The organism is Hydrogenophaga sp. T66, assembly GCF_057219855.1.
This window is the reverse complement of sequence record NZ_JBXVVX010000002.1, coordinates 481,170-493,514: the sequence shown is the minus strand read 5'-3', so window position 1 is coordinate 493,514 and position 12,345 is coordinate 481,170. Positions and strand designations below refer to the sequence as shown.

The following is a 12,345-nucleotide window of genomic DNA, read 5'->3' as shown; positions in this document are numbered from 1 at the left end:
GCGGTCCGCCGCCGTTACCCAGACGACAACCATGAGCAAACAGACCCACTCCTTCCAGGCCGAGGTGGCGCAGCTGCTGCACCTCGTCACCCACTCCCTCTACTCCAACCCCGACATCTTTCTGCGCGAGCTGGTGTCCAACGCGTCGGACGCCTGCGACAAGCTGCGCTTCGAGGCGCTGAACAACGCCGCGCTGTACGAGGACGCGCCCGAGCTTGAGGTGCGCGTGGCCTTCGACAAAGCGGCGCGCACCCTCACCATCACCGACAACGGCATCGGCATGAGCGCGGCGGAGGCGATCGAGCACCTCGGCACCATCGCCAAGAGCGGCACCCGCGACTTCATGAGCAAGCTCAGCGGCGACCAGAAGAGCGACGCGCAGCTGATCGGGCAATTCGGCGTCGGCTTCTACTCGGGCTTCATCGTGGCCGACAAGATCGTGGTGGAAAGCCGCCGTGCCGGCCTGTCCGCAGCCGAAGGCGTTCGCTGGAGCAGCGGCGGCAGCGGCGATTTCGAGGTGGAGGCGATCGAGCGCCCGGCGCGCGGCACCAGCGTCATCCTGCACCTGCGCGAGGACAAGACCGAGTACCTCAGCCACTGGAAGCTCAAGGCGATCATCGCGAAGTACAGCGACCACATCAGCCTGCCGATCCGCATGCAGGCCGAAGCCTGGGACGCCGAGAAAAGCGAATACGTGCTCAAGGACGAGTGGGAGACCGTCAACTCGGCCAACGCGCTGTGGTCTCGCCCCAAGAAGGACGTGAGCGACGAGCAGTACATCGAGTTCTACAAGAACCTCAGCCACGACACCGAGCCGCCGCTGGCCTGGAGCCACAACCGGGTGGAGGGCAGCACCGAGTACACGCAGCTGCTCTACATCCCGGCCACCGCGCCGCAGGACTTGTGGAACCGCGACCGCAAGGCCGGCATCAAGCTCTACGTCAAGCGCGTGTTCATCATGGACGAGGCGGAGAGCCTCATGCCGGCTTACCTGCGCTGGGTCAAGGGCGTGGTCGATTCGAGCGACCTGCCGCTCAACGTGAGCCGCGAACTGCTGCAGGAAAGCCGCGACGTGAAGGCCATTCGCGAGGGCAACACGCGCCGCGTGCTGACGCTGCTCGACGACCTCAGCAAGGACAGCGACAAGTACGGCAAGTTCTACGCCGCCTTTGGCGCCGTGCTCAAGGAGGGCGTGGGCGAGGACTTCGCCCACCGCGACAGGATCGCGAAACTGCTGCGTTTTGCCAGCACCACCCAGAGCGAGCCCACCGCGCTGGCCGACTACAAGGGCCGGATGAAAGACGGCCAGAAGGCGATCTACTACCTCACCGCCGACACGCTGGCCGCCGCGCAGAACAGCCCGCAGCTGGAGGTGTTCCGCCAGAAGGGCATCGAGGTGCTGCTGATGACGGACCGGGTGGACGAGTGGGCCTTGTCCTTCCTGCCCGAATTCGACGGTACGCCGCTGCAAAGCGTGGCCAAGGGTGCGGTGGATCTGGGCGACCTGCAGGACGAGACCGAGAAGAAGGCGGCGGAAGAGGCCGCCGAAGCGTTCAAGCCGGTGCTGGAGCGCTTGAAGGACAGCCTGAAGGACCGCGCCAAGGACGTGCGCGTGACCTCGCGGCTGGTGGACTCGCCGGCGTGCCTCGTGGTGGAAGACGGGGACTATTCGATGCAGCTCGCGCGCCTGCTCAAGCAGGCGGGGCAGCCGGCGCCCACGGTCAAGCCGATCCTGGAAGTCAACGCCGGCCATGCGCTGGTGAAGAAACTCGACGGCCATGCCCGGTTCGACGACCTGGCGCACATCCTCTTCGACCAGGCTTTGCTGGCCGAAGGCGGCATGCCCGACGATCCGGCCGCCTACGTCAAGCGGGTCAACGCCCTGCTGGCCTGAGCGGCGAGTCCGGGTTCACGGCCAGCGGGTGGCCCGCGGGAAGCCCGCGGTCCGCCGGCGGCACTTTCTGGAGCGCCTCAGGTCACAATGGGGCCCACGTTGGATTGGAGTTCCCCATGACCGCCCTGGCTTCCCGCTCCCTGCGCGCTTCGTTCTTGCTGCTGGCCCTGGCCGCGGCCGGTTGTTCGTCGGTGGGCGTGGGCGTCGGCATCCCGGTCGGCCCCGTCACGATCGGCGTGGGGGCGAGCAACGGCGGCGTGAGCCTGGGCGTGGGCACCGGCGTCGGGCCGGTGGGTGTGGGGGTCGGCGTGAACCAGCGCGGTCAGGTGAGCGCCGGCGCCGGTGTGGGTGTGAGCACCGAGGTGGGCAACAGCGGCGTGCGGGCCGGGGTCGGCGTCGGCACGAGCACCGTCATCCACGACCCCGACAAGAAGTAAATCAAACCCGCCCCGCCCCTCCGGCCACGGCATTGGGGCGGGAGCAGGCGGTCGGGGCTCAGCCCAGCTTGAGTTCCACCGGGATGTTGCCGCGGGTGGCGTTGGAGTAGGGGCACACCGTGTGGGCGGTGTCGACCAGGTCCTGTGCCACCGCGCGGTCCATGCCCGGCAGGTTCACCGTCATGCGCACCGCGATGCCAAAGCCTTGCGGGATCGGACCGATGTCCACTTCGGCGTCGATCGTCGCGTCCGCCGGCACCGGCACCTTCTTCATGCCCGCCACGAATTTCAGCGCCCCCATGAAGCACGCCGAGTAGCCGGCGGCGAACAGCTGTTCGGGGTTGGTCGCGGTGCCGGCGCCGCCCATGGCTTTGGGCGGGGACAGCTTCACATCGAGCAGGCCGTCGTCGCTGCGGGCGCTGCCGTCGCGTCCGCCGGTGGTGGTGGCGCGGGCGGTGTAGAGGACTTTGTCGAGGGTGGTGGGCATGGTGGGCTCTCCGGAAAAGGCGGCCGGGGCGGCCGGGTTGAAAAAAGGGGAGGCGCTGGGGTCAGACGCCGAGGCGGTCGCGCAGGCGTTGCACCTGCCGCGTCAGTTCGATGGCTTCGGTCACGCTGCACTGCGCCGCCTGCAGCACACAGCCCGGGATGCGCGCGGCGCGTTGTTTGAGGCGCTGCCCGGCGGGCGTGAGGTGCACCCGCACGCGGCGTTCGTCGCTGGCGTCGCGCGTGCGGGTGATCAGGTCGGCGGCCTCCAGCCGCTTGAGCAGCGGCGTGAGGGTGCCGGAGTCCAGCCGCAGCCGCTCCCCCAGCGCCGAAACGCTCACGCCGTCGGCCTCCCACAGGGCCAGCATCGCGAGGTATTGCGGGTAGGTCAGGCCGAGTTCGTCCAGCAGCGGCTTGTAGAGCTTGGTCATGGCCAGCGAGGCCGAATACAGCGCGAAACACAGCTGGTGGTCGAGCGCCAGGACGTCGTCCGGGGTGGGGGTGGTCTTGACCATGGATCGTATTATTGCATCAAATTTAATTGCACGCAATTTAAATGGCCGGAAGCCGGCGTGGAGAGCCTCAAGCACGCGCCCGCCTCGACGACGCGGGGTCGGTAGCTGCTGAAAAGTATGAAAACCGGCCAGAAAATCACCGCCGAATGCTACCAAAGCATTCGTGTCTGGCGCTCAGGCCACGAGCGGTGCGGCCTGCATGGCCTCGATCTGTTCGATCAGCAGGTCGACCTGCCCGCGCCAGAAGTCGCGGCTGCCGAACCAGGGGAAGTTGGGCGGGAAGGCCGGGTCGTCCCAGCGACGGGCGATCCAGGCGCTGTAGTGGACCAGCCGCAGCGTGCGCAGCGGCTCGATCAGCGCGAGTTCGCGCGCGTCGAAGACGCGCACCTGTTCGTAGCCGTCGAGCAGCGCGGCCAGTTGCCGGGTCTGCTGGCCGCGGTCGCCGGACAGCAGCATCCACAGGTCCTGCACGGCCGGGCCGGTGCGCGCGTCGTCCAGGTCCACAAAGTGCGGGCCGGGTTCTGGCCGATCGGTCGGTGTCCACAAGATGTTGCCCGGGTGGCAGTCGCCGTGCAGCCGCAGCCGTGCGACGCCGTCGGCCGATGCGCCTTCGGTCAGCACGCCATGGGCTTCAATCAGCGTCAGCGCCTCGTCGAGCGCGGCGGACCATTCGCGCTGCACCTCGGGCGCAATCACGTGGTGGGCCGCCAGCCAGTCGCGCGGCTCGCGCGCGAAGGCCGCGCTGTTCAGACCGGGGCGGTGCACAAACGGGTGGGCGGCACCCACCGTGTGCAGCCGGGCCAGAAACCGGCCGATCCATTCCAGCACCTCGCCGTCGTCCAGCTCGGGCCGCCGCCCGCCACGCCGAGGGCTGACCGAGAAGGCAAAGCCCTCGGCATGGTGCAGGCTGGCGCCTCCAATCACCAGCGGAGCAACCACCGGCACCTCGGCCGCGACCAGTTCGTGGGCGAACGTGTGCTCCTCGGCGATCTGCGCGTCGCTCCAGCGACCCGGGCGGTAGAACTTCGCCACCACCTGCGTGTGGCCGGCCACGGGCTCGTCGAGGTGGGCGTGGTAGACGCGGTTCTCAAAGCTGTTGAGCGCGCTCAGGCGCCCGTCGGGCCACAAGCCCACCGCGCTCAGCGCGTCGAGCACGACGGCGGGTGTGAGCTGGCTGAACGGGTGCGGGTCGGCAGCGCCGCTCGGCAGCGCGGGGGCGAAATCGGTCATGTGCGAATTGTCGATGCAGCGCTGGGCTACCATCGCCCGCATGCCTGCCTCCCGGTCGTCCGCCCCGCGCCACGCCCCCAGCCTTCACGAGCAACTCCCCGAGTTGCGGCCCGGCCAATCGATCGCCTTGTTGCAGGCCTTGCACGTCCTCACGCGCGACGGCCGCCTGAACCAGGACACCCGCCGCAAGCTCAAGCAGGTGAACCACCTGCTGCAATTCATCGAGCCCTTGCTGGCTGATGCGCTGGCTGACCGCGGTGACGTGACGCTCGTCGATGTCGGCGCCGGCAAGTCCTATCTCGGTTTCATGCTCTATGACCGCTTCTTCCGCGAGCGCGCGGTGGGCGAGGTCATCGGGCTGGAGGTGCGGGAAGACCTCGTCGCGCGCTCGCGCGCACTCGCCACCGACCTGGGCTTCGGTCGCATGCGGTTCATCGCCGCCACCGCCGACCAGGCGCCCTCCCACCCGGACCTGCCAGCCGCCATCGACGTGGTGACCGCCTTGCACGCCTGCGACACGGCCACCGACGACGCCATCGACTTCGCGCTCGCGCGCCAGGCGCCGGCGGTGGTGATCGTGCCGTGTTGCCAGGCCGAGGTGGCCGCGGTGATGCGGCAACACAAGGCCTTGACCCTCAAGCGCACCCCCCTGGCCGAGTTGTGGCGCCACCCGCTGCACACGCGGGAGTTCGGCAGCCAGGTCACCAACGTGCTGCGCTGCCTGCGTTTGCAGGCGCATGGCTATGACGTCACGGTGACCGAACTCGTGGGCTGGGAACACTCGATGAAAAACGAGCTGATCCTCGCCCGTAGAATGCCCCACATCACCGCCGGCGCCCGCGACCACGCGCGGCAGCGCCTGCAGCAGATGCTCGATACCCTCGGCCTGCCTGAACTCCAGACCCGCTTCGCGGTCTGACCTCCGCGGTGGCCCCATGGCCGCCTGTTGTTGAACCGGCCGCTCCCCACCGGAAGCGCGCCACCCGCGTCACCCCCGCGCGCGACACACCGCGCGCACAACCCGGCCGGCGCGGCCCACGACGGAGCCCCCATGGTCACCGACCTCGCCTTCCTGTTGCAAAGCATTGCCTGGCCCCTCGTTCTGCTGCTGGCCTGGTTCGCCGGTGAAGCGGTGCATGAACGCTGGCGCGTGCCGCGGGTGACGAGTTATGTTGCCGTGGGCCTGCTGGGCGGCCTGATCAACCTGCCGGGCCTGACCACCGACATCCCGGGCCTTCCCTTCCTGGCCAACGTGGCGCTGGCGCTCGTGCTGTTCGAGCTGGGGCACCGCATGAACCTGCGCTGGTTCCGCCACAACCCGTGGGTCCTCGTGCACGGCCTGGTGGAGTCCGCGGTGACCTTTGCCGTGATCTACTGGGCCAGCGGCTGGTTCGGTCTGCCGACCGACCAGCGCCTGATCATCGCCGCGCTCTCGGTCTCGGCCTCGCCGGCGGGCGTGGTGCGCGTGGCCAACGAACTGCGCAGCGCCGGCCAGGTGACCGAGCGGGTGCTGCACCTGTGCGCCATCAACTGCCTTGCGGCGGTGGTGGCGCTCAAGGCGGTGATGGCGTACTGGTATCTGAGCACCTCGGGCGACGTGGTGCAGGCGCTGTTCTCCAGCGTTCATGTGGTCGGCACCTCGCTGGCCGTCGGTGGTCTGCTGGGCGTGGCGGTGCCCTGGCTGCTGCGGCTCAGGCGCACCCCGGAGCACGGGGTCACGGTGGTGTTTGCGCTGGCCGTGCTGCTGCTCACCACCGCGGCCTTTGGCCTCAAGCTGTCGCCGCTGCTGGCCGCGCTCACGTTCGGCATCGTGGCGCGCGAGCGCCGGGTGCACCTCACCAGCGCGCAGCGCGACTTCGGCACCGTCGGCCACCTGTTGTCGGTGTTCCTGTTTGTCTACATCGCCTCGCTGCTGGACTGGAGCGATGTGCCCGCCGGCCTGGCCATGGGCCTGCTGCTGATCGCACTGCGCACCGCGAGCAAGGTCGTCTGCAGCGTGGCGGTGGCGCGCCTGTCGGGCATCACCGAGCGCAAGGGCCTGCTCACGGGCCTGGCGCTCACGCCGATGTCGGCCTTCGCCATCCTGCTGCTCGAACAGAGCCGTCTGATGGGCTTCGAGCCGGCGGTCGCGGTGCTGGCCGCGCTGGCCGGGATGATGCTGGTGCAGGAGCTGCTGGGGCCGGTCGTCACGCAGCGCGCGCTCATGGCCGCCCGCGAAACCCACCTGACCCACGCCGAGGAGCCTCGCCATGCCGCTTGAAACCTTCAAGGCCTCCGACGCCCTGACCATGGGCGTCGAGCTTGAACTCCAACTCGTCAACGCCCACGATTTCGACCTCTCCAGCAGCGCCGATGACCTGCTGGAGCTGCTGCGGCGCAAGCCCTTTCCGGGCACGGTCACGCCCGAGATGACCCAGAGCATGATCGAGATCGCCACCGACGTGCAGCGCGAACACGGTCCGCTGCTGGCCCAGCTTCGGGCCATCCGCGACACGCTGGTCACCGCAGGCGATCGCCTCAACATCGAGATCGCCGGCGGCGGCACCCACCCCTTTCAGCGCTGGTTCGAGCAGCGGATCTTCAGCAAACCGCGCTTCCAGCAGCTCTCGGGGCTGTACGGCTATCTCGCCAAGCAGTTCACCGTCTTCGGCCAGCACGTGCACATCGGCTGCCGTTCGCCCGACGAGGCCCTGTACCTGCTGCACGCGCTCAACCGCTACGTGCCCCACTTCATCGCGCTGTCGGCGTCGTCGCCGTTTTCGCAGGGCGTGGACACCCTGTTCGATTCGGCACGGCTGAACTCCGTGTTCGCCTTTCCGCTCAGCGGCCGCGCGCCCTTCGTGTTGAGCTGGGAGGCATTCACCGAGGGCTACTTCACCAAGATGGAAAGCACCGGCGTGGTGAAGTCGATGAAGGACTTTTACTGGGACATCCGGCCCAAGCCGGAGTACGGCACCATCGAGCTTCGGGTGTGCGACACCCCGCTGACCGTGGAGCGCGCCGCCGCCCTGGCTTGCTACCTGCAGGCCCTGTGCCGCCACCTGCTGGAGCGCACCGACCCGCCGCCGGAGGAAGACGACTACCTCGTCTACACCTACAACCGCTTCCAGGCCTGCCGATTCGGACTCGACGGCATGATGGTCAACCCCAAGACGCGCGAGCAGATCAGCATCCGCGAGGACGTGCTGGCCACCGTGCGCCGCCTCGCGCCCCACGCCGCGGCCCTGCACAGCACCGCCGCCCTGGACGAGATCGAGCGCACCGCGGGCCATGACGGCAACCACGCCAGCCTGCTGCGCCGCCGCTACCAGGAGACGCGCAGCGTGGAGGCGGTGGTGCGGGAGAGCGTGACGGCGCTGCGCGCGGGCCGCTGAAATCCGGCGGTCGCTCAGCCACGCGGAACGTGCAGCACGCAGCAGGTGCGGTAGGTGTCATACCAGTCGGCGGTGTTCATCGCGGGAAGCACGCCTTCCCCGTTGCTCGGCAGGCTGGTTTTGCCCTCGTCGCGCTGCCACAGGTGAACCGACACGCAGAACACATAGCCTTCGCTGCTGCGGCTGCTGCCCGTGATGTGAAGCGCCAGGGCCTCATCCGCCTGGAGTTCGACTGGTTGGTTGCCGCGCCACACCCGCCGCACATGATTGAGCCAGCGGCGGTGATAGCGGTCGGCCACCCAGGCCCAGTCCGTGGCCTGCAAGCGGCAGTTCACCACGCCGCCGTCGGAGCGGCCCAGCCGCAGCGTCTCGTGCGCCAGCGCGGCGGTGAGCGCGGTGTCGAAGTCCTCGCGCAGCTGCGCCTCCGTCTGGTGGCGGGCCAGCTCCGCGCGCAGGGCATCCAGCGCCGCGTCGGCGTCGGAGAGCTGCTGCTGGATGCGGCCATCGTCCAGATTCCCCGGCAAATGATCGAGGGCGGTGTGCAGCTGTTCGAGGTCGGTGGCCAGCTGCGCGAGCTGGTGCGTGAACGTGGCTGGCAGGTTCAGCGACTGGGCCACGGGTTGCATGTCGCGCACGTCCTGCAGGAAGAAGGACGCGGCGGCGGCGTAGCCTTGCGCCGCGATGACGTCGATGTCGTGTGCCGTGATGGCCGGCTTCGGGCGAGCGGGCTGGCGCGCTGCAGCGGGCGCAGGCTGGACCTCCACCGCCGCGGGCCGCGCGCTGGCCTTCGCCAGGGCAGCGGGGCGATCGAGGCGCCGTCGCCGGGGGCCGACCACGGGTCCGTTGATCCAGCGCAGCAGTTGCGTCAGCGAAAGCCGCTGGAGCGCCGCGCGCTCGTCCTCGACAGCGCCGGTGGCTGACAGGGTCAGGGCGGAGGCCGCGCTGCGTTCGGCGTGTGCTTGGGTCTGTCGAACGAGCGTATCCATGTCCGATTCGTCGTCCGCCTGGCGGGCTGCCCGAACCGAGGCCAGCGCTCGGCGACTGGTGTCGGTGAACTCACCCAGTGCCTGACCTCGAGCCACTGCCTCAACCGAGGTCCGCACCAGGTATTCGTCATCGACCTCAATGCGGGCTTTCATGGTCGCAATGGCGGTCTGGGCTGCTGCGCTGGCGGTGAGGTTGAGATGCTGTGCCACCTGCAGCACCGCCTCGCGGAGCGCCGCGTTTCGGTTGGGCGGGGGAAGCTGGCTGTTCTTGAAGGAGTCCACCAGCTCGGAGACGATGGCTTTGGCGTCTCGGCGCGTGAGGATGGTCTCGATCGCTGCCTGCAAACGTTCGCGGGTGGATGACTTGGCACTCAGCAGGGTCCAGCTGCACAGCGTCTGGATGGATGCTTTCAGGACGGGATCGTTGAGCCGCTCCACGGTCTTGCGGATCGCCTGGTAGGCCAGCTTGACCGGGACGAGGAATGCGCCGTTTTTGCCGAGCTGTTCTTCGTGTACGTCGTAGCACCAGTGTTGGACGAACATCTCCAGCGTGGGCCCGAGGCGCATAAACCCCACCGCCTTGAGCTGGGTGGCGACGAGGGCGATGGCCGGGTTGGCCTTGATGTCGGCCGGATCGAAGAACTCACCCACCACGCGATCGATCTCCGCCTGCCGGGCTTGCCATGCCGGCAGACTGAAAAAATACAGACCGACATCCACCGCGTAGTTCACAAACTCATCGGGGACGTAGGCCAGGGCCGACTGGACGTTGACGTACACGTCATTGCGGATCGGCCCGGGTGGCAGCGCGCTGGCACGCTGGAGCAGTGCTGACCGCTTCGCCCGACCTTCGGGCGAGATGACCACCGTGGCGCGCAGATTCCACATGGGGTAACCCACCAGCAGGAAGCCGTCGGGGCTGATCGAAAGATGACCAAACATGTCGTTGCGGCCTCGGGTGAGCGTTTCAGGGCATGCGCGTTCAGTCTGCGTCCTCCCGATTCGCCCGACCATCGCTCCCATCGCCCATCCTGCCCAGGTGAGACTGCGCCGACACGCTGTCAGCCAATTTCCTACAACGCGAATGGCGGGGCGCCGACTTAACGCCCTGATACACGGTGGCTACAGTCTGTTTCAACACGACACAAATCCACCCTCAAGTTTCTGGAGCCACCATGAAAGCCTCTGCCCACCGCCTCAATCCCTTCGTGCTGATGCTCGATCCCGAAGCCGTGATCAGCGCGATGGAAGACAGCGCCGACCTGCGCCGCCTGCGCCAGCGCGTGTGCCGTCCGCTGGACAAGCCCCTGATTCCCAAGACCCACACCGTGGCGGCCGATTTCGACGCTGCCATCGACGCCTCGGCCGACGAGCCGCTGCCGGCCGACACCGCGGTGGACGCCGCCACCTTCATGGACGGTGGCACCGCCCCGTACGTGAGCGCCCAGCCCGCGCTGACGGCCGTGCACTGACCGGCGCCGCGGTCGTCCCGCCCGGCCCCGAGCGGGCTCTCCACCAACTCAGCGGGCGAAGCGTTTGCGCGTGAGCGCCAGCGCGATCCAGAAGGCGACCACCGCGTACGCCACCAGCACGCCCAGGTGCAGCCACGGTCGGTCGGGCCAGCGGTCGAGGAACAGCGGCCGCACCAGGTCCACCGCGTGGCTCAGCGGCAGCAGTTGCGCAAACTGCTGCACCAGCGGCGGAAGCTGCTCACGCGGGAAGAACACGCCGGCGAGAAACATCATCGGCGTGAGAAACAGCGTGAAGTAGTAGGTGAAGAAGTCATAGCCTTTGGCCAGCGCGTTGAACACCAGCGCGATGCAGGCGAAGGTGATGCCCACCAGCCACAACACCGGCCAGGCCACCAGCAGCTTGGGCGAGTGCGAGATGCCCAGCGCGAGCATCACGCCCAGAATCGCCGTCACGGTGAACAGCGCCTTGAACGCCGCCCACAGCATCTCGGCCAGCACCACGTCGTCCAGCCGCACGGGCGCGTTGAGGATGCCGTCCCAGGTTTTTTGCACGTGCATGCGCGAGAAGGCCGAGTACAGCGCCTCAAACGTGGCGGCGTTCATCGCGCTCATGCAGATGCTGCCGCTGGCGAGGAAGAGGATGTAGGGCACGGCGGCATCGCCGTCCACCCGCACCTCGCCCACCAGCGCACCGAGCCCGTAGCCAAAGGCCACCAGCCACATGAGCGGCTCGGCGATGTTGCCCACCAGGCTGGGCACGGCGAGCTTGCGCCAGACCAGCAAGTTGCGTTGAAAGACAGGCCACCAGCGGCGCGACAGGCGCGGCGGCGACCAGGGGTTGAGTGAGATGGGTGGCATGGGCGATTCAGTACCGTGTTGTCTGTCCGCGCTGCGCCAGCGTGCAACGCGTCCCCTCGGAGCACGTCGGCCAACGCACCGGTGCCGCGTGGGGGGACATGGGGTTCAGCCGTCTTCCCGGATCTGTCGACCGGTGAGTTTGAGGAACAGGTCTTCGAGGTTGGCCGGGCGGTGCAGTGTGCGCAGGCCCGGCCGGTCGGCCAGTGCGGCGAGCAGCGGCTGGGCGTGGGCGGTGTAGAAGAACACCGTCTCGCCGCTGACCTCCACGCGCGCGGCCAGCCTGCGCAGCGCGGCGTGACCCGCATCGTGCGCCAGCGCCAGCGCGGCCGGGCCGTACACCTCCACCACGTCGGGTTCCAGGTGCGCCGCGATCAGGTCGCGGGGCGTGCCCTCGGCGATCTTGCGGCCGTGGTCGAGCACCAGCAGGCGAGAGCACAGCCGCTCGGCCTCGTCCATGAAGTGGGTGGTCAGCAGAATGCTCTTGCCTTGCTGCAGCAGCCGCTGCAGCCGCTCCCACATGAGGTGGCGGGCCTGCGGGTCCAGGCCGGTGGTGGGCTCGTCGAGCAGCAGCAATTGCGGGTCGTTGACCAGGGCGCGGGCCAGGGACAGGCGCCGCTTCATGCCGCCGGAGAGTTCGCCCGGACGGGCGTCGGCCTTGTGGGCCAGGGCCGCGAAGTCCAGCAGGCGCGGAATGCGCTCCCGGATGAGCGCGTCAGGCAGGCCGAAGTAGCGGCCATAGACCAGCAGGTTTTCCGCGGCGCTGAAGTCGGGATCGAGCGTGTCCATCTGGGCCACCACGCCCAGCCGTGACTTGATCGCCAGGGCGTCGCGCGGCATCTCCAGGCCGAAAGCGCTGATGCGTCCTTCGTCGGCCACGGTCAGGCCGAGACAGGCGCGGATGGTGGTGGTCTTGCCGGCCCCGTTGGGCCCGATCACGCCCAGGCATTCGCCCGGCCGGATCTCGAAGTCCAGGCCTTGCACCACGGTGGCCTCGCCATAGCGCTTGACCAGCCCTTCCACACGAAACAGCGCGTCGCTCATGCCGGGCATTGTGCCCGCTGTGCCCCCGGCGCCGGGGTGGCCGCCTACAATCCCG

11 protein-coding genes and 1 pseudogene are annotated in these 12,345 nt (G+C 68.5%); 6 read left to right on the top strand and 6 right to left on the bottom strand.

The window, feature by feature from the left end; genetic code table 11:
- Positions 1-31 precede the first annotated feature (31 nt).
- Both htpG and AC2D80_RS11280 read left to right on the top strand, forming a co-directional pair.
- Positions 32-1,894 (top strand): molecular chaperone HtpG, encoded by a 1,863-nt coding sequence (gene htpG, locus AC2D80_RS11285; RefSeq protein WP_484633113.1) that lies wholly within the window; start codon positions 32-34, stop codon positions 1,892-1,894.
- 116 nt (positions 1,895-2,010) lie between these two features.
- Positions 2,011-2,325 (top strand): annotated as a pseudogene (locus tag AC2D80_RS11280) (hypothetical protein); the annotation flags it as partial.
- A gap of 64 nt (positions 2,326-2,389) precedes the next feature.
- On the opposite strand, the gene AC2D80_RS11275 reads toward AC2D80_RS11280, so the two are convergent.
- From AC2D80_RS11275 to AC2D80_RS11265, 3 genes are all read right to left on the bottom strand, one after another.
- Positions 2,390-2,818 (bottom strand): organic hydroperoxide resistance protein, encoded by a 429-nt coding sequence (locus tag AC2D80_RS11275; protein WP_484633112.1) that lies wholly within the window; start codon positions 2,816-2,818, stop codon positions 2,390-2,392.
- Positions 2,819-2,879: 61 nt separating this feature from the next.
- Complete coding sequence (locus AC2D80_RS11270) at positions 2,880-3,329, bottom strand: MarR family winged helix-turn-helix transcriptional regulator (protein ID WP_484633111.1); 450 nt, start codon at positions 3,327-3,329, stop codon at positions 2,880-2,882.
- Positions 3,330-3,503: 174 nt separating this feature from the next.
- Positions 3,504-4,559, bottom strand: coding sequence for a serine/threonine protein kinase (locus tag AC2D80_RS11265; RefSeq protein ID WP_484633110.1), 1,056 nt, complete (start codon positions 4,557-4,559; stop codon positions 3,504-3,506).
- Between the two features lie 40 nt (positions 4,560-4,599).
- Between AC2D80_RS11265 and AC2D80_RS11260 the strand changes: the two genes are divergently transcribed.
- From AC2D80_RS11260 to AC2D80_RS11250, 3 genes are all read left to right on the top strand, one after another.
- On the top strand, positions 4,600-5,478 hold the full coding sequence (locus tag AC2D80_RS11260) for a class I SAM-dependent methyltransferase (RefSeq protein ID WP_484633109.1): 879 nt from the start codon (positions 4,600-4,602) through the stop codon (positions 5,476-5,478).
- 132 nt (positions 5,479-5,610) lie between these two features.
- Complete coding sequence (locus AC2D80_RS11255; RefSeq protein WP_484633108.1) at positions 5,611-6,819, top strand: cation:proton antiporter; 1,209 nt, start codon at positions 5,611-5,613, stop codon at positions 6,817-6,819.
- Complete coding sequence (locus AC2D80_RS11250) at positions 6,809-7,933, top strand: YbdK family carboxylate-amine ligase (RefSeq protein ID WP_484633107.1); 1,125 nt, start codon at positions 6,809-6,811, stop codon at positions 7,931-7,933. The genes AC2D80_RS11255 and AC2D80_RS11250 overlap by 11 nt, the downstream gene beginning before the upstream one ends.
- 14 nt (positions 7,934-7,947) lie before the next feature.
- Here the strand turns inward: AC2D80_RS11250 and AC2D80_RS11245 are convergent, their stop codons facing one another.
- Positions 7,948-9,861 carry a hypothetical protein gene (locus AC2D80_RS11245; protein ID WP_484633106.1) on the bottom strand — a complete coding sequence of 638 codons (1,914 nt, stop codon included), beginning with the start codon at positions 9,859-9,861 and terminating at the stop codon, positions 7,948-7,950.
- Positions 9,862-10,094: 233 nt separating this feature from the next.
- Here AC2D80_RS11245 and AC2D80_RS11240 point away from each other — a divergent pair, with 233 nt between their 5' ends.
- Complete coding sequence (locus AC2D80_RS11240) at positions 10,095-10,391, top strand: hypothetical protein (protein WP_484633105.1); 297 nt, start codon at positions 10,095-10,097, stop codon at positions 10,389-10,391.
- A 48-nt stretch (positions 10,392-10,439) separates the two neighbouring features.
- On the opposite strand, the gene AC2D80_RS11235 is transcribed toward AC2D80_RS11240, so the two are convergent.
- Positions 10,440-11,249 carry an ABC transporter permease gene (locus AC2D80_RS11235; protein ID WP_484633104.1) on the bottom strand — a complete coding sequence of 270 codons (810 nt, stop codon included), beginning with the start codon at positions 11,247-11,249 and terminating at the stop codon, positions 10,440-10,442.
- Between the two features lie 105 nt (positions 11,250-11,354).
- Positions 11,355-12,290, bottom strand: a complete 936-nt coding sequence (locus tag AC2D80_RS11230; RefSeq protein WP_484633103.1) for an ATP-binding cassette domain-containing protein — start codon at positions 12,288-12,290, stop codon at positions 11,355-11,357.
- Positions 12,291-12,345 lie beyond the last annotated feature (55 nt).